At 70.9% G+C, this 16,677-nt stretch carries 15 protein-coding genes; 2 read left to right on the forward strand and 13 right to left on the reverse strand.

Features of this window, described 5'->3' with window-relative positions; all coding sequences use genetic code 11:
• Window positions 1-13 precede the first annotated feature (13 nt).
• From IQ210_RS29970 to rpe, 3 genes are all read right to left on the reverse strand, one after another.
• On the reverse strand, window positions 14-385 hold the full coding sequence (locus tag IQ210_RS29970; protein WP_194082485.1) for a ribonuclease domain-containing protein: 372 nt from the start codon (window positions 383-385) through the stop codon (window positions 14-16).
• Window positions 386-425: 40 nt separating this feature from the next.
• Complete coding sequence (locus IQ210_RS29975) at window positions 426-1,469, reverse strand: sugar-binding transcriptional regulator (RefSeq protein ID WP_194082303.1); 1,044 nt, start codon at window positions 1,467-1,469, stop codon at window positions 426-428.
• A 78-nt stretch (window positions 1,470-1,547) separates the two neighbouring features.
• Window positions 1,548-2,234 (reverse strand): ribulose-phosphate 3-epimerase, encoded by a 687-nt coding sequence (gene rpe / locus IQ210_RS29980; RefSeq protein WP_079308753.1) that lies wholly within the window; start codon window positions 2,232-2,234, stop codon window positions 1,548-1,550.
• 161 nt (window positions 2,235-2,395) lie between these two features.
• Between rpe and IQ210_RS29985 the strand changes: the two genes are divergently transcribed.
• Complete coding sequence (locus IQ210_RS29985; RefSeq protein ID WP_194082304.1) at window positions 2,396-4,537, forward strand: MMPL family transporter; 2,142 nt, start codon at window positions 2,396-2,398, stop codon at window positions 4,535-4,537.
• Between the two features lie 86 nt (window positions 4,538-4,623).
• Here IQ210_RS29985 and IQ210_RS29990 read toward each other — a convergent pair whose 3' ends face one another.
• Both IQ210_RS29990 and fmt read right to left on the reverse strand, forming a co-directional pair.
• Window positions 4,624-6,045: an RsmB/NOP family class I SAM-dependent RNA methyltransferase gene (locus IQ210_RS29990; protein ID WP_194082305.1), complete on the reverse strand. Its 1,422-nt coding sequence runs from the start codon at window positions 6,043-6,045 to the stop codon at window positions 4,624-4,626.
• Between the two features lie 62 nt (window positions 6,046-6,107).
• Complete coding sequence (gene fmt, locus IQ210_RS29995; protein WP_194082306.1) at window positions 6,108-7,040, reverse strand: methionyl-tRNA formyltransferase; 933 nt, start codon at window positions 7,038-7,040, stop codon at window positions 6,108-6,110.
• A gap of 269 nt (window positions 7,041-7,309) precedes the next feature.
• Here fmt and IQ210_RS30000 point away from each other — a divergent pair, with 269 nt between their 5' ends.
• A complete protein-coding gene (locus IQ210_RS30000) occupies window positions 7,310-7,852 on the forward strand; it encodes a hypothetical protein (protein ID WP_059196362.1) in 543 nt (180 codons plus the stop codon).
• A gap of 265 nt (window positions 7,853-8,117) precedes the next feature.
• Here IQ210_RS30000 and IQ210_RS30005 read toward each other — a convergent pair whose 3' ends face one another.
• From IQ210_RS30005 to IQ210_RS30040, 8 genes are all read right to left on the reverse strand, one after another.
• On the reverse strand, window positions 8,118-10,325 hold the full coding sequence (locus IQ210_RS30005; RefSeq protein WP_228048568.1) for a primosomal protein N': 2,208 nt from the start codon (window positions 10,323-10,325) through the stop codon (window positions 8,118-8,120).
• A 77-nt stretch (window positions 10,326-10,402) separates the two neighbouring features.
• Window positions 10,403-11,611, reverse strand: coding sequence for a methionine adenosyltransferase (gene metK, locus IQ210_RS30010; RefSeq protein WP_194082308.1), 1,209 nt, complete (start codon window positions 11,609-11,611; stop codon window positions 10,403-10,405).
• A 240-nt stretch (window positions 11,612-11,851) separates the two neighbouring features.
• On the reverse strand, window positions 11,852-13,054 hold the full coding sequence (gene coaBC, locus IQ210_RS30015; protein ID WP_194082309.1) for a bifunctional phosphopantothenoylcysteine decarboxylase/phosphopantothenate--cysteine ligase CoaBC: 1,203 nt from the start codon (window positions 13,052-13,054) through the stop codon (window positions 11,852-11,854).
• 99 nt (window positions 13,055-13,153) lie between these two features.
• Complete coding sequence (rpoZ, locus tag IQ210_RS30020; protein WP_003982715.1) at window positions 13,154-13,426, reverse strand: DNA-directed RNA polymerase subunit omega; 273 nt, start codon at window positions 13,424-13,426, stop codon at window positions 13,154-13,156.
• A 40-nt stretch (window positions 13,427-13,466) separates the two neighbouring features.
• Window positions 13,467-14,060 (reverse strand): guanylate kinase, encoded by a 594-nt coding sequence (gmk, locus tag IQ210_RS30025; RefSeq protein ID WP_194082310.1) that lies wholly within the window; start codon window positions 14,058-14,060, stop codon window positions 13,467-13,469.
• Between the two features lie 60 nt (window positions 14,061-14,120).
• The gene (locus tag IQ210_RS30030) at window positions 14,121-14,444 is read right to left on the reverse strand and encodes an integration host factor (RefSeq protein WP_003977346.1); all 324 of its coding nucleotides are present in this window, start codon (window positions 14,442-14,444) and stop codon (window positions 14,121-14,123) included.
• A 288-nt stretch (window positions 14,445-14,732) separates the two neighbouring features.
• Window positions 14,733-15,572, reverse strand: coding sequence for an orotidine-5'-phosphate decarboxylase (gene pyrF, locus IQ210_RS30035; protein ID WP_194082311.1), 840 nt, complete (start codon window positions 15,570-15,572; stop codon window positions 14,733-14,735).
• Window positions 15,569-16,675, reverse strand: a complete 1,107-nt coding sequence (locus IQ210_RS30040) for a quinone-dependent dihydroorotate dehydrogenase (protein ID WP_194082312.1) — start codon at window positions 16,673-16,675, stop codon at window positions 15,569-15,571. The genes pyrF and IQ210_RS30040 overlap by 4 nt, the downstream gene beginning before the upstream one ends.
• Window positions 16,676-16,677 lie beyond the last annotated feature (2 nt).

Genomic DNA, 16,677 nt, shown 5'->3' on the forward strand with positions numbered 1-16,677 from the left:
CTCAGCACCGCCGTCATCTCAGCACCGCCCGGAACGAGTTGTAGTGATCATCGGTGTAGTAGATCTCGTCGTTCCGCCCCGTGACAAGGCGCCGGGCTCCGCGGTCGCGTGAGCCCGGCGTGGGGACGGTGTATTCGTGGTAGTAACCGCGCTGGTGCGCGGGCAACAGCCCTTCGAAGTTCCCGAAGACACTGCCGTCCTTCTGATACGGGAACGGCCCGCCCTTGTCGATGAGTTGGAGCGTCTCCCGCGCCTGGACGGGCAGCTCCGACTCCTGGACCGTGGCCAAGTCGCCGGCCCACGCGGGAGCGTCGGCATCGGTCGAGGTGCAGCCGGCCAGCACCAGCACACACAGCAGCACCCGGGAGACGAACCGCAGCAGCATGCGCACCACGCTGCCACGGCCACCCTCCCCCGACCTCCCGTCAGAGGCCGTCCGGGTCAGCCCTGTTCAACGCGGGCTTCGGCGTCGACCCCGCCGCCATCAGCACATCGGCCGCGGACGTGTCCGTGACGAGGCTGGTGACCAGCCCGGACCGCAGCACCGCGTCGATCGCCATGGCCTTGCGGGCCCCGCCCGCGATCGCCACGACCTCGGGGATACGACGGAGCTGATCGGCCTTGACGGTGATGCACCGCTCGCCCAGGTCCCGGCCCACCCGGCGCCCCTGGGCGTCGAAGAGATGCGCGGACATCTCGGCGGCGACGCCGAGGGAGGCGTAGTGCGCCCGCTCCTCGTCGCTCAGCATGTCGTGCACCGTGGAGATGCCCGGCTCCCAGGAGCCGATCGACACACAGGCGACGGTCACCTTGTCGAAGTACTCGAACGCCCGCGCGATCCCGGTCTGGTTGCGCAGCGCCGCCGCGGTGGCCGCGTCCGGCAGCAGCATCGGCGCGTAGATGGGGTGGGCGTCCCCGCCCGACACCTGGGCCGCCCGCCGCACCGCCTCCACCGAACCGCGCTCGGCGGTCCCGGCGTCGTACACGCCCGTCAGCTGCACCACCGTGCACGGCGGCAGCCGGTCGAGGGCGGCCGCCATGTGGATGGTGGACCGGCCCCAGGCGAGCCCCAGGACATCGCCCTCGTTGACGAGTTCGCCGAGCAGGTCGGCGGCCGTCTCACCGAGGTTCTCGGGGTCGGGCGACTCCTCGGCGTCGGCCGGGGACTCCACCACCACGGCGTGCCTGAGGCCGTACCGGGCCCGCAGCGCGTCCGAGCGCTCGGCGTCCAGCTCGGCCGGGACGCGGATCTCGATGCGTACGAGATCCCGCTCGAGGGCGGTCTCCAGGACCCGGGCCACCTTGAAGCGGCTCACGCCGAACTCCTCGGCGATCTGGATCTTCGATTTGCCCTCGAGGTAGAAGCGGCGGGCCATGGCCGCCGCCTGCACCAGCTCAGCGGGTCCCATCCGCATGGCTGACCGGCCCGCCGACATACCCGACACGGCCATCTCCTCACTGCTGTTCACACTCTGGATTCGCCGTTCATCCTTGCAGATCCGGCGGACTTGATCAGCCCTGATGGGAGCCGTTCACGTTCCCGTGGCTCAGTGGCCGCATGCCCAGCTCGCCTTGGCGGTGGCCCCTTCCGCTTGGTTGCGCAGTGCACGTACCGCCTCGGCCGGGTCGGACGCGTTGTAGACGGCCGAACCGGCGACGAAGACGTCCGCCCCCGCGTCGGCACACCGCTCGATGGTGGAGGCCGCGACCCCACCGTCCACCTGGAGCCACAGTTCGAGGCCGTGCTTGCTGATCAACTCGCGGGTGCGGCGGATCTTCGGGAGCATGATGTCGAGGAACGCCTGTCCCCCGAAGCCCGGCTCCACGGTCATGATCAGCAGCATGTCGAGCTCGGGGAGCAGATCCTCGTACGGCTCGATGGGCGTCGCGGGCTTCAGCGCCATGGAGGCGCGGGCGCCCTTGGCGCGGATCTCCCGGGCGAGCCGGACCGGCGCGGCGGCCGCCTCGACGTGGAAGGTGACGGAACCGGCCCCCGCCTCGACGTACTGGGGCGCCCACCGATCGGGGGCCTCGATCATCAGATGGCAGTCCAGCGGAGTGTCCGTCGCACGGGCCAGCGACTCTACGACCGGCACGCCGAGCGTGAGGTTCGGGACGAAATGGTTGTCCATGACGTCGACGTGGAGCCAGTCGGCTCCCTCCACCGCCTTCGCCTCGTCCGCGAGGCGGGCGAAGTCTGCGGACAGGATGCTGGGGTTGATCTGCACGGCCATGACCCAAGCCTGCCATGCCCTCCGGGGGTTGGCCGCATGGGTCCTGGATGGGTACGGTCATTTGTCCGGTGCGGGCCGAATGTGGCTGGTCGCGCCCGCGTGGCGGAGCCGCATGTGTCACGGTCCCGCGCCCCTTACGCGGCGTGGTTGCGGGGGTTGGCATGAGTGACGAGCGAGGCATCGCGCATCTGGTGTGCGGACGGCGGGCCAAGTGGGTCGTGCTGGTGCTGTGGCTAGTGGTGCTCTTCCTGACGGCACCGCTGGCCTCTAAGCTCACCGACGCCCAGGACAACGACGCCGCCTCCTGGCTGCCCGGCTCCGCCGAGTCCACCCAAGTCCTCCAGATCTCCGAGGACTTCAGGCCCGAACAGATCCCCGCGGTCGTCATCTACGCGCGCGAGAGCGGCCTCACGGCCGAGGACAAGGCGCAGATCCAGGAGGACGCCCGGCAGCTCAAGGAGCTCCGCGACCACGGCGTCCGCGGCGCCGAGACCCGCGGCCCGACCTACGACCGTGAGACGAACCCGCGCGCGGCGCAGATCTACGTCCCCATCACGATGGACGAGAAGGGCTGGGAGGAGATCGCCCCCGCGGTCGACTCCATCCGCGACATCACCGGCAAGGGCGGCGCCGGCCTCGCCGTGCACATCACGGGCCCGGGCGGCACGTCCGCCGACTTCTCCAAGGCCTTCGAGGGCATCGACTCCACGCTGCTGCTGTCGGCGATGGGCGTGGTGATCGTGATGCTGCTGATCACCTATCGCAGCCCGACCCTCCTGCTCGTCCCCCTGCTGTCGGTGATCGCGGCCCTGTTCACCGCCCAGGCCTTCATCTACCTGCTGGCGGAGCACGCGGGCCTGACCGTGAACGGCCAGAGCGCGGGCATCCTCACGGTCCTGGTCTTCGGCGCGGGGACGGACTACGCCCTGCTCCTGGTCGCCCGCTACCGGGAAGAACTACGTCGTCACGAGGACCGCCACGAGGCCATGGCCCTGGCGCTGCACCGGGCGGGCCCGGCGGTGATCGCGTCCGGCGCCACGGTGGTCCTGAGCATGCTGGTGCTCCTGGCCGCCGAGATGAACTCGACGCGAGGCCTCGGCCCGGTCGCCGCGATCGGCGTCGCGGTCGCGCTGCTGGCGATGATGACCCTGTTCCCCGCCCTGCTGGTGATCTGCGGCCGCTGGCTGTTCTGGCCCGCGATCCCGCACTTCGGCACGGCCGACCCCACGGACAGCGGCGTCTGGGCCCGCACGGGCCGCCGTATCGCCCGCCGCCCCCGCATGATCTGGGGCGTCACGGCGCTGGCCCTGGCGATCTGCTCCCTGGGCCTGATCCAGCTGCGCGCGGAGGGCATCAGCAACGCGGACGCCTTCACCGGCAAACCGGACTCGATCGTCGGCCAGGAGGTCTCCGCGAAGTACTTCCCGGCGGGCAGCGGCGATCCCTTGGTCATCGTCAGCAACCAGGCGCAGGCACGTCAGGTGGGCGAGGCGGTGGCCGGCACGCGCGGCGTGGTCCCCGACTCGCTGGGCCTGCCCCCGGGCACGAAACCCTCGTACGACGGCAAGGTGCTCTTCGAGGCGACGATGACCGCCCCGTCCGACAGCGAGGCCGCGAAACAGACGGTCGAACGCGTCCGGGACGCCGTCCACGCGGTGCCGGACGCCGACGCCCAGGTGGGCGGCGGTACGGCGGCCCTGCTCGACATGGACGAGGCCACCGCCCATGACAACGAGCTGATCATCCCGCTCGTCTTGGTCGTGGTCATGCTGATCCTGTGCGCCCTGCTGCGGGCTCTGATCGCCCCGCTGCTGCTGATCGGCACGGTGATCCTGTCGTTCGCGGCGGCCCTGGGGCTCAGTGCGCTCGCCTTCAGGTACGTGTTCGACTACGCGGGCGAGTCGACGGACTTCCCGCTGTTCGTCTTCGTCTTCCTGGTGGCCCTGGGCATCGACTACAACATCTTCCTGACGACCCGCATCCGCGAGGAGGCCGCCCGCCAGGGCACCCGCCCAGGCGTGGTGACCGGCCTCGCGGCAACAGGCGCGGTGATCACATCGGCGGGCCTGGTCCTGGCCGGCACCTTCGCCGCCCTGGGCACGCTCCCGATGGTCGCCTTCGCGGAAATCGGCTTCGCGGTGGCCCTGGGCATCATCCTGGACACGTTCGTGGTGAGGTCGGTGCTGGTGACGTCGCTGTTCCTGGATGTAGGGCCCAAGGTGTGGTGGCCACACCGGTTGTCAAAGGAGGACGTTGCGGAATTGCCGGTCGCGGAGGAAACGACGGTGGGACAACGCCGTTAGGGGCGCGGGGCAGTATCAATTTGCGGCTCCGCCGCGTGGGCGCGACAAGCCACATCGAACCCGCACTGACACGACGGCCCGAACCCCTACGGCGCGGTCCTCCGAATCAGCGCCAAATACATCGCATCGGTCCCATGCAGATGCGGCCACAACTGCACATCAGGCCCCTCACCAAGATCCGAGACCCCCGGCAACAAGGGCCGCGCGTCGATCAACTCCGCATCCGGCACCTGCTTCAGCACGTCCTGCACCACAGCCCGAGTCTCAGCAAGATGAGGCGAACAGGTCGCGTACCCGACCACACCCCCGACCCGCACGGAGTCGAGCGCGGTCCGCAACAACCCCCGCTGCAACGGCCCGAACCCCTCGAGATCCTCAGGCCGCCGACGCCACCGAGCCTCGGGCCGCCGCCGCAACGCCCCCAGCCCGGTGCACGGCACATCCACCAGCGCCCGGTCGAAACTCCCGGCCCGCCAAGGCGGCTGCGTCCCGTCCGCGGCGATCACCTGATACGGCCCGGGATTCCCGGCCAACGCCTTGGCGACGAGCCCCGCCCGATGCGGCTGCTTCTCGGAGGCGAGCAGCATGGCCCCCCGCTCGGCGGCCAGCGCACCGAGCAGCGCCGCCTTCCCACCGGGTCCCGCACACCCGTCGAGCCACTTCTCGTCGGGCCCGTCGAGAGGCGCGTTGGCAAGGGCGATGGCCACCAACTGGCTGCCCTCGTCCTGCACGCCGGCCCGCCCGTCCCGTACGGCCTCGATGGCCCCGGGCTCGCCGCCCTCGCTCAGCCGTACGGCATACGGCGACCAGCGCCCGGCGACGGCGGCCTCCTCCCGCAACAGCTCATCGGTGGCAGCACGCCCCGGCCGGGCGACGAGCGTCACCTCGGGCCGCTCGTTGTCGGCGGCGAGCAGCGCCTCGATGCCCGCGCGCCCGCCCCCGAGGGAGTCCCACAGCGCGGACACGACCCACCGCGGATGCGAGTGCACGACGGCGAGGTGATCCTCGGGATCGTCGTCGTAAGGCGGCGCGACCTTGGCGAGCCACCCCTCCAGATCGTCCTGCGCGACCTTCCGCAGCACGGCGTTGACGAACTTGGCCCGCCCGTCACCGAGCACGACGCGGGCCAGCTCGACGGAGGCGGACACGGCGGCGTGGGTCGGGATGCGCGTCCCGAGCAGCTGATGCGCCCCGAGGCTCAACACGTCCAGCACCGGCGGGTCGACCTCACGCAACGGCCGGTCGATGCACGCCGAGATGACGGCGTCGTACGTCCCCTGCCGCCGCAGCGTCCCGTACACCAGCTCGGTCGCGAGCGCGGCGTCCCGCCCGTCGAAGTCGCCCTTCTCCCGCGCCTTGCGCAGCAGCGGCGGCAGAACGAGGTTGGCGTACGCGTCCCGCTCGTCCACGGCCCGCAGGGCCTCGAAGGCGAGGATGCGGACGGGGTCCTTCTTGGGCCGACGGTAGGGCTTGCCGGACGGGCGGGGCCGACGGGGCTGGTCGCTCACGAAAAAGGTGCTCCGGATGTCTTGAGGGAATACGCACCAAGCGTACGTCCCCCACGTCGCCGCTAGCGGCCGACGACCTCTCCTTCACCGATGCGCACCCCGCGCGCCCAGTCGGCGGCCCGCATCGGCTTCTTGCCCTGGGCCTGCACCCACAGCAGCTCGACGGCGTAGGAGCCGGTGCCGACATGGACGCTGTTCTTGCCGACGGCCAGTTGCCCCGGCGCGAGGTCGGTCCGCTCGGGCACGGGCGTGACCTGGATGAGCTTGAGCCGCTCGCCCCGGAAGACGGTCCAGGCACCGGGAGCGGGCGTGCACCCGCGCACGACGCGGTCGACGCGCAGCGCCGGGGTGGCCCAGTCCACCAGCGCGTCCTCGACGGTGATCTTCGGTGCGAGGGTGATGCCGTCGTTGGGCTGCGGTACGGCCTTCAGGGTGCCGTCCTCGATGCCGTCCATGGTCGCGGCGAGCAGCCCGGCACCGGCGAAGGCGAGCCGGGTGAGCAGGTCACCGCTGGTGTCGGTGGCGCGGATCTCCTCGGTGACCGTCCCGTACACGGGCCCGGAGTCGAGCCCCTCCTCGATGAGGAAGGTGGAGGCACCGGTGATCTCGTCGCCCGCCATGATGGAGTGCTGCACGGGCGCGGCCCCACGCCAGGCGGGCAGCAGCGAGAAGTGCAGGTTGACCCAGCCGTGGGCGGGAACGTCGAGGGCGACGCGGGGCAGCAGGGCACCGTAGGCGACGACGGGACAGCAGTCGGGCGCGATCTGCCTCAACCGCTCCAGAAACTCCGGGTCCCGCGGCTTAAGGGGCTTCAGCACCTCGATGCCCGCCTCCTCCGCCCGCTCCGCGACCGGGCTCGCGACCAGCCTGCGCCCACGCCCGGCCGGCGCGTCGGGCCGCGTGACGACAGCGGCCACCTCGTGCCGCCCGGAGGCGATGAGGGCGTCCAGAGCGGGAACGGCGACTTCGGGGGTACCGGCGAAGACGAGCTTCATGGGTGGGTTGGGGCCTCTCGGGCGAGCGGATGACTGGGCAGCGCCCAAGTCTATGACCGCATCCGGAAACCCGCCGACGGTGCGGGCCCCGCGGGAGAGCCCAACCCATCTCCCAAGGCGCGAACCGGCCTCCCCCGGCGCACGCATATGCCACCACGCCCCCACTGCGTGACCAGCGGAGCGCAAACGCGTTGGTCAAGAAAGAGTTGACCACAACGGGCCGCACTTGCGGCCCGATCCTTTTCAACGCCGGTTCGAGAGGCTTGTTCATGGCCGACCACGCAACCCACGACGCCCAGGCTCGGGCCAGCCTGCACTTGCTGGTGCGGGACATCGAGCGGGTCCGCCGGCAGGTGGACGCGTTGCGCACGCTCACCGCCCAGTTGGGCAACGTCTACCGCCCGCGCCGCTCCGGCCCCTCCACGGGCTTCGTCGTCTACGGACGCGCCCCCGCTCCGACCGTGCGCCTCGCACAGGAACTGCGGGACAGTGTCGAGACCCTGGTCACGGCCGCGGTCGACTTCGACCGCTCGCTGGGCTTCTCCTGGGACGCGGTGGGCTCGGCACTCGGCGTCACCAAGCAGGCGGTGCACCGCCGTTACGGCGCACGCCGCGCCGCGGCCCAGGCGACGGCCGAGGCCGAGCGGGCGACGGACACGTCGACGACCCGCACGGTAGGCGTCAACACCGGCATGCCCACGATGCCGACGGTCCCCGCGGCCCGCTCCATGCCGACCCAGCCGACGGCCGGCAGCCCGGCCCTACGCGAAGAGGTAAGACCCACAGCCTTCCCGGGCCCCCGCAACGGCTGACCCCACCCACCCCCTGCCCTCCTGGCTCTCCGGGAGGGCAGCCGCATGTCCACCAGGCCAGCCGAAGACCACGCACCGCCACCGACCAACCGCAGACCGCAGACGGCAGACCGCACACGCCACCCGCCAGCCGCCGATGGCGCCCAGCCCCCACAAGGGCCACCGGCACCCGACAACGAAACCCGCACGGGCGGTGCGGGTGGGAACCCCAAACCCGGCCGAAGGCCGGGTGCCCCACGAACAACCCGCACCCCACAAACAACCGTCACCCAATATCCGGCGGATCAACCCGCACCCGCACAGCAACCTCCCCCCCAGCCCCCCCACGAGCCATCCGAGCAGCCTGCGCAGCCTTAAGCGCCGCAGCCAACGCCGCCCCCCTCCCCGGCGGCACCCGAATCAACGCCCGCTCCCACCGCTCCCCCACCGGCGGCGCCCCCACCCGCCGAGCCCCCCGCACCGTGGTGACAGGCAACGGCACCGGCCCCAACACCTCAGCCTCCCCCGGCAGTTCCACCGCCCCCAGAAACGCCGCCACCCCCTCCGGCGGCCCGGAAACCGCCGCCATCCGCGACACCGGCGGAAACCCCAACTCGGCCCGCTCGGCCAGCTCCCGCACCGCATGCCCAACGGGATCCCACCGCACCAACGCCTGCACAGGCCGCAACGTCGGCTCGGCAACCACGACGACAGTCCCCCCAGCCCCCTGCGGCCGCACCAGCGCCGCCGCCGCGATCCACCGCCGCAACGCATCCTCCCCGGCCCGCAGATCAGGCCGCCCGAGCATGGCCCACCCATCGAGCAGCAGGGCCGCCGCGTACCCGCCCTCGGCGACCGGCTCGGCCCCCGGCGTACTCACCACCAGCGCAGGCGCCCCCGGCACGGTGTCCAGCACATGCTCCCGCCCGGACGTCCGCACGGGCACCGCCGGAAACGCCCGCCCCAACTCCTCCGCGGTCCGCCGAGCCCCGACGACCTGGGCCCGCAGCCGAAAACCACCACACTCGGCACAGTGCCAGGCCCCTTCCTCCTGCCCGCACCACCCACACCGCAGCGCGCCCTCGAACCCACCCCCGGCGCCGGCCTCCTGCCCCTCCAACGGCCCCGAACAGTGCCGACACCGAGCAGGCGCCCGGCAATTGGCACAGGCCATCCGCGGCACGTACCCCCGACGAGGTACCTGCACGAGCACCGGTCCCTGCCGCAACCCGTCCCGTACGGCCTGCCAGGCGAGCGTCGGCAACCGAGCGGCCCGAGCCGCCTCGTCCCGCGCGAGATCCCCGTCCCCCACGGTCCGTACGAGCGGCGCGGCCCCCCGCACCTGCTCGCGCGAGGCGACGAGCGGCCGCGCCCACCCGCTCTCGACGAGCTGCGCCGCCTCCACGGTGCAACTCCAGCTCCCCAGCAGAAACCCGCACTTGTCCTGGGCGGCCCGCAGCAACAGCACTTCCCGCGCATGGGGTTGCGGCGCATGCGGCTCACTGTGGCTGTCGTCCCCGTCGTCCCACAGCACGACGAGCCCGAGATCCCGCACGGGTGCGAACATGGCGGCCCGGGTCCCCACCACAGCCCGCACGGCCCCCCGCCGTACGGCGAGCCACTCCCGATACCGCTTCTCGGGCCCGGCATCGGCGGTGAGCACGGCATGCCGCCCCTCCCCCAACAAGGCGGTCAGCGCGGCATCGACCCGCGCGACGGCCCGCCCGTCGGGCACGACGACAAGCGCCCCACGCCCCGAGGCCAACGTCGCACCGACAGCCCGAGCGATCTCCTCGGTCCACTCACTCCCGGGAAGCGCGTTCCAGACGGCCCGAGGCACACCCCCGCCCGCCAGCGCCTCCAGAAACGCGCCCCCATGCTCGTACCGCCCCCAGGACCCCGCATCGGGCGCCGCAGGCGGCGGCAACGGCGCAGGCGAGGGTCGCTGCTCGGCCCGCGCACTGCGCGGCGGCACGGCGAGCTGCAGCACATCGGCAAGGCTCCCGGCATACCGATCGGCGACAGCGCGAGCCAGCCCGAGCAACTCCTCACTCAACACAGGCTCAGGCGACACGACCTGCGCCAAGGCAGCCAGCGGCCCCGAGTAATCGGTCTCGGCGACGCGCTCGACAAGAAACCCGTCGATCAGCCCCCCACCCTCACGCCGCCCGTCCCGCACCCGCCCCCGCCCGGCCCCGAACCGCACCCGGACCCGGACCCCGGGCTGAGCCTCGGCGTCGAGCTCCTCCGGCACGGCGTAGTCGAAGTACCGATCCAGATGCAGCACACCTTTGTCGACCAGCACCCGAGCGACAGGCAGCTCCTTCGCGAGCGCGGCCCCCCGCCAGGTCCGCGGCTTCGCCCGCGGCACCCCAGCCTTCCGCACACTCTCCCGAATCAACGCAAGCTGCTCAGGCGGCGCCCCCTCACCCCGCCCACCATCCCGCTCATCTCCGCTGCTCACGCAAGCATTCTTACCAAACCCCACTGACATCCGACCGCGCCCGGACATGCCGAGGCCCGGCACCCCTCAGGGATGCCGGGCCTCGAAAAACCCTGGAAAGCCGAGCCCTACAGCCCCGCAGCCTTCCGCAGCGCGTCCACCCGGTCCGTCTTCTCCCACGTGAAGTCGGGGAGCTCGCGGCCGAAGTGGCCGTACGCCGCCGTCTGGGCGTAGATCGGGCGGAGCAGGTCCAGGTCGCGGATGATCGCGGCCGGGCGGAGGTCGAAGACCTCGTCGATGGCCTTCTCGATCTTCTCGGCCTCGACCTTGGCGGTGCCGAAGGTCTCGACGAAGAGACCGACCGGCTCGGCCTTGCCGATCGCGTACGCGACCTGCACCTCGCAGCGGGAGGCGAGGCCCGCGGCGACGACGTTCTTGGCGACCCAGCGCATCGCGTACGCCGCGGAGCGGTCGACCTTGGACGGGTCCTTGCCCGAGAAGGCACCGCCACCGTGGCGGGCCATGCCGCCGTAAGTGTCGATGATGATCTTGCGGCCGGTGAGTCCGGCGTCGCCCATCGGGCCGCCGATCTCGAAACGGCCGGTCGGGTTGACCAGCAGGCGGTAGCCCTCGGTGTCGAGCTTGATGCCCTCGTCGAGCAGCGCCTTCAGCTCCGGCTCCACCACGAACTCGCGGATGTCGGGGGCCAGCAGGGACTCCAGGTCGATGTCCGACGCGTGCTGCGAGGAGACGACGACCGTGTCGAGGCGGACGGCCTTGTCGCCGTCGTACTCGATGGTGACCTGCGTCTTGCCGTCGGGGCGCAGGTAGGGGATCGTGCCGTTCTTGCGGACCTCGGACAGACGGCTCGACAGACGGTGCGCCAGGAAGATCGGCAGCGGCATCAGCGTCGGCGTCTCGTCCGTCGCGTAGCCGAACATCAGGCCCTGGTCGCCGGCGCCCTGCTTGTCCAGCTCGTCCTCGTCGCCCTCGACGCGGGACTCGTACGCCGTGTCCACGCCCTGGGCGATGTCCGGGGACTGCGAGCCGATCGACACGGACACGCCGCAGGAGGCGCCGTCGAAGCCCTTCTTGGAGGAGTCGTAGCCGATCGCGAGGATCTTGTCCCGCACCAGCTGCGGGATCGGGGCGTACGCCTTGGTGGTGACCTCACCGGCCACGTGCACCAGGCCGGTCGTGATCAGGGTCTCGACCGCGACCCGGGAGGTCGGGTCCTCGCGCAGGAGCGCGTCGAGAATGGTGTCACTGATCTGGTCAGCGATCTTGTCAGGGTGACCCTCGGTCACGGACTCCGAGGTGAACAAACGACGGGACACAACGCTCCCTGGGGTTGCAGCGGCTGCTGGCTGATCATGGGCGGACGGGCTCGGGGGCTGCGCCCGGCATCGTCCGAGAACAGTTTATCGGTCGCGCTCAGCCACGGGCTCACCTGTCTCGCTTCTCGGGAGCGCTGTGACCTGCGGCACGGGCATTCTGCCCAATCCCGGACCGGCTTGGCCAGGGGCGCCACGCCTCAATTACAGAGGTGTACGAGCGCGGTGAAGCGAATGAAACATTCAGCTCAGGCGTCCGGCCACCAGATCCCACACGATTTCGGCCAGTGCCTCCTTGGGGCCGTGCGGCACCGGTGTCTCACTGCCGTCGGCGCCCAGCACCACCGCTTCGTTCTCCTCCGCCCCGAAGGTCTTGCGCTCCCCCACTTCGTTGACGACGAGGAGGTCACAGCCCTTGCGGGCGAGCTTCGTACGGCCGTTGGCCAGGACGTCGTCCGTCTCGGCGGCGAACCCGACGATCACCTGTCCGTCGCGGGCACGGTCGGCCGAGATCTCGGCCAGGATGTCCGGATTTCGCACCAGCACGATGGGGTCCGGCTCCTTGCCGTCCTTCTTCTTGATCTTCCCGGTCGCGTAGTTCTCGGGGCGGAAGTCCGCGACCGCCGCCGCCATCACGACCGCGTCGGCGTCCGCGGCCGCCTTCAGCACCGCCTCGCGCATCTGCACGGCGGTGCCGACGGGGACAACGTCCACCCCCGCCGGGTCCGGCAGGCCGGTGTTCGCGGCGACGAGGGTGACCCGGGCACCGCGCGCGGCGGCGGTGCGGGCGAGGGCGTATCCCTGCTTGCCGGAGGAGCGGTTGCCGAGGAAGCGGACGGGATCGAGCGGCTCGCGGGTGCCGCCGGCGCTGACGACGACATGGCGGCCGGCGAGATCGGGCTCCCGCACTCCCCGCGCGAGGACCCGGCGGCACACCTCGAAGATCTCCCCCGGGTCGGGCAGCCGGCCCTTGCCGGTGTCGACGCCGGTGAGGCGTCCGACGGCGGGCTCGATGACGACCGCGCCACGGCGGCGCAGCGTCGCCACGTTCTCCTGCGTGGCCGGGTGCTCCCACATCTCCGTGTGCATGGCCGGGGCGAAGACGACCGGACAGCGGGCGGTCAGGAGCGTGTTGGTGAGCAGGTCGTCCGCCAGGCCGTGGGCCGCCTTGGCGAGCATGTCGGCGGTCGCCGGGGCCACGACGACCAGGTCGGCGTGCTGGCCGATGCGGACGTGCGGCACCTCGTGGACGTCGTCCCACACCTCGGTGGAGACGGGGTTGCCGGACAGGGCGGACCAGGTCGCCGCGCCCACGAAGTGCAGCGCGGAGGCGGTGGGGACCACGCGCACGTCGTGGCCCGACTCCGTCAGCCTCCGCAGCAGCTCACAGGCCTTGTAGGCGGCGATGCCACCGCTGACCCCCAGCACGACCCTCGGCTTGTCCACCAGGTCTCCCATCCCTCGAACCCAGGACTCCATCACACACCACAGGCCCGACAGTCGCGCTGTCGGGCCTGTGGAAAAGCAAACTGCGATCTGAAAGTACTACTGCGCGGGGCCCTCGACGGCCTCGGACGTCAGCAGACCCGCGTTGATCTCGCGGAGCGCGATCGAGAGCGGCTTCTCGTGGACGTGGGTGTCGACGAGCGGACCGACGTACTCGAGGAGGCCCTCGCCGAGCTGCGAGTAGTACGCGTTGATCTGACGGGCGCGCTTGGCCGCGTAGATCACGAGGCTGTACTTCGAGTCGGTGGCCTCGAGGAGCTCGTCGATCGGAGGGTTGATGATGCCCTCGGGCGCGGTGATGGAAGAGGACACGCTCTGCCTTCCGAAAGTTGGGATGAGATCTAGAAAACGATCACACAACGTCCATCAAGGCTAGCAGCTCGCGCGCCACGTCCTCGACGGAGGTGTTGACCAGGGTCTCGTCGAACTCGGGCTCGGCCGCCAGCTCCACCTTCGCGGCGTCGAGACGGCGCTCGATCACCTCGGGCGGCTCGGTGCCCCGTCCGGTGAGTCTGCGCACGAGCTCCTCCCAGGAGGGAGGAGCCAGGAACACCAGCTGGGCCTCGGGCATGGACTCCCGGACCTGGCGGGCGCCCTGGAGGTCGATCTCCAGCAGGACGCCCTCTCCCGCCTCCAGCCGCTCCAGGACGGCCGTGCGCGGGGTGCCGTAGCGGTTCCCGGCGAACTCGGCCCACTCCAGCAGCTCGCCGTTGGCGATCAGCTTGTCCATCTCCTCGTCGCTGACGAAGAAGTAGTGGACGCCGTGCTGTTCGCCGGGGCGGGGCTTGCGGGTCGTCGCCGACACCGAGAGCCAGACCTCGGGGTGTTCCTTGCGCATATGGGCGACGACCGTGCTCTTGCCGACCCCTGAGGGGCCGGAGAGCACGGTCAGCCGCGGACGTACGTCCGGGGGCTCGGGGGTCGTCCCCCGGAATGTTGCAGCCATGCAGCGATTATTCCAGCAATCCCGGAGTGCCCGGGACTCCCGGTCCGGCGGAGGCCGGACTCAGGAGCCGGTGCTGCCGAACTCACGCTCCAGGGAGGCGATCTGGTTCGAGCCGAGACCACGCACGCGGCGGCTCTCGGAGATACCGAGTCGCTCCATGATCTGCTTGGCGCGGACCTTGCCCACGCCCGGCAGGGACTCGAGCAGCGCGGAGACCTTCATCTTGCCGATGACGTCGTTCTCCTGGCCCTGCTTGATGACCTCGTGAAGAGAGGCGCCGGAGTGCTTGAGTCGATTCTTGACCTCGGCCCGCTCCCGGCGAGCCGCGGCGGCCTTTTCGAGCGCGGCTGCGCGCTGTTCAGGGGTAAGGGGCGGAAGAGCCACGCCTACGTCACCTCGGATGTTGAACTGTCGGATACGGACCGGTGAGGAACCTAGTCGCCCCACACCTGGTGAGCCACGAGCAACACGCTCGCCCGTTGACTCTGCTCGGAGACTAGCGGCCAAGTCCGCCAGAGTCAGCGAGAACAGCGGAAAAGTCCTGGTCAGCCTCCGTCAGGCCGGACATTTCAGACATACTGCCCCGGATTTGAGGATGTATTCAGACTCAAGTCGGCCTGGAAACACTCATCGGAGGACTCGCGGACGCGTCTCGAACGCCGCGAACGACCGTCATACGAGCGCCACAGCCGCCTTGATCTCCTCCGCGAACCGCTCCGCGGACTCCCGCAGCGCGCCGATGTCGGGACCGTGCCGCAGCACGCCCCTGCTGACGTTGGGCAGGACGTTGCGCAGCACCCCGCCGAACACCGCCGGCAGATCCGCCGGAGTGGCCCCCTGGGCACCGATGCCGGGCGCGAGGAGCGGGCCGTTGATGTCCAGGTCGTAGGAGGACAGATCGCCGAGCGTGGCGCCGACGACCGCCCCGAAGGAGCCGAGGGGCTCCTCCCCCGTGTTCTCGGCCGCGAGGTGCGCCAGCATCGTCGCGCCGACGTTCCGGCCGTCCGCGCGGACCGCGTGCTGTACCTCGCGGCCCTCGGGGTTGGAGGTCAGCGCCAGCACGAACAGGCCCGCGCCGCTCTCGCGCGCCAGCGCGATCGCCGGCGAGAGCGAGCCGTAGCCGAGGTACGGCGAGACGGTCAGCGCGTCGGAGAACAGCGGCGAGTCCTTGCGCAGGAAGGCCTCGGCGTACGCCGCCATGGTCGAGCCGATGTCGCCGCGCTTGGCGTCCATGACGACCAGCGCGCCGCCCGCCCGCGCCTCCTCGACGGTCTTCTCCAGCACGGCCACACCGCGCGAGCCGAAGCGCTCGAAGAACGCGGCCTGCGGCTTGCAGACGGCGACCCGGTCGGCCAGCGCCTCCACGACCGTGCGGCTGAACCGCTCCAGGCCGGCCACGTCGTCGTTCAGGCCCCACTCGGTGAGCAGGGAGGAGTGCGGGTCGATGCCGACGCACAGCGGGCCGCGCTCGTCCATGGCACGGCGCAGACGGGTGCCGAAAGAGTCGGTCATGCGGTCTCCCTCACATCGGCGCCGACGGCGTCGGCGAGCGTGGCGTACGGGCTGGTGCGCAGACGCGCGGCGAGCCCCTTGTGGATGGCGCGACCCCAGAAGGGCCCTTCGTAGATGAACGCGCTGTAGCCCTGTACGAGCGTGGCACCGGCGAGGATGCGCTGCCAGGCGTCCTCGGCGTTCTCGATGCCGCCGACGCCGACAAGCGTGATCCGGTCGCCCACGCGCGCGTAGAGGCGCCTCAGCACCTCCAGCGAGCGCGCCTTCAGGGGCGCCCCGGACAGGCCGCCGGTCTCCTTCACCAGCGAGGGTTCGGATTTCAGACCGAGACCCTCGCGCGCGATGGTGGTGTTCGTGGCGATGATCCCGTCCAGACCGAGTTCGACGGCCAGGTCGGCGACGGCGTCGACGTCCTCGTCGGCGAGGTCGGGCGCGATCTTCACCAGGAGCGGGACGCGGCGCGAGGTGACCGTACGGTCGGCGGCCTCGCGTACGGCGCTCAGCAGCGGCCGCAGCGACTCCGTGGCCTGCAGATTGCGCAGCCCGGGGGTGTTCGGCGACGACACGTTCACGACCAGGTAGTCGGCGTACGGCGCGAGCCGCTCGGTCGACTTCACGTAGTCGGCGGCGGCCTCGGCCTCCGGTACGACCTTGGTCTTGCCGATGTTGACGCCCACGACGGTCTTGAAGACGGGCGTACGGGACGCCAGGCGGGCGGCCACGGCCAGCGAGCCCTCGTTGTTGAAGCCCATGCGGTTGATCAGCGCGCGGTCCTTCACGAGCCGGAACAGCCGCTTCTTGGGGTTGCCGGGCTGGGCCTCCCCGGTCACGGTGCCGATCTCGACGTGGTCGAAGCCGAGCATCGACATCCCGTCGATGGCGACGGCGTTCTTGTCGAAGCCGGCGGCGAGCCCGAAGGGGCCGTGCATGCGCAGGCCGAAGGCCTCGGTGCGGAGTTCCTTGTGGCGGGGCGCGAGCGCGGCGGCGACGAAGGTGCGCAGCACAGGAACGCGAACCGCGAGGCGGATCCAGCGGAAGGCCAGGTAGTGGGCCTGCTCCGGGTCCATCCGTTGGAAAACCAGACGGAAGAAAATCTTGTACATGT

This window comes from Streptomyces justiciae (genome assembly GCF_015163075.1).
Classification (GTDB): domain Bacteria; phylum Actinomycetota; class Actinomycetes; order Streptomycetales; family Streptomycetaceae; genus Streptomyces; species Streptomyces justiciae.

Excerpts from the sequence above, each read along its gene's own strand:
- pyrF (WP_194082311.1), bottom strand. The coding sequence starts at position 15,572 with ATGACCGACTCTTTCGGCACCCGTCTGCGCCGTGCCATGGACGAGCGC.
- IQ210_RS30040 (WP_194082312.1), bottom strand. The coding sequence starts at position 16,675 with ATGTACAAGATTTTCTTCCGTCTGGTTTTCCAACGGATGGACCCGGAG.
- fmt (WP_194082306.1), bottom strand. The coding sequence starts at position 7,040 with ATGAAGCTCGTCTTCGCCGGTACCCCCGAAGTCGCCGTTCCCGCTCTG.
- IQ210_RS30005 (WP_228048568.1), bottom strand. The coding sequence starts at position 10,325 with ATGTCAGTGGGGTTTGGTAAGAATGCTTGCGTGAGCAGCGGAGATGAG.
- IQ210_RS29970 (WP_194082485.1), bottom strand. The coding sequence starts at position 385 with ATGCTGCTGCGGTTCGTCTCCCGGGTGCTGCTGTGTGTGCTGGTGCTG.
- gmk (WP_194082310.1), bottom strand. The coding sequence starts at position 14,060 with ATGGCTGCAACATTCCGGGGGACGACCCCCGAGCCCCCGGACGTACGT.
- rpe (WP_079308753.1), bottom strand. The coding sequence starts at position 2,234 with ATGGCCGTGCAGATCAACCCCAGCATCCTGTCCGCAGACTTCGCCCGC.
- IQ210_RS29985 (WP_194082304.1), top strand. The coding sequence starts at position 2,396 with ATGAGTGACGAGCGAGGCATCGCGCATCTGGTGTGCGGACGGCGGGCC.
- IQ210_RS30000 (WP_059196362.1), top strand. The coding sequence starts at position 7,310 with ATGGCCGACCACGCAACCCACGACGCCCAGGCTCGGGCCAGCCTGCAC.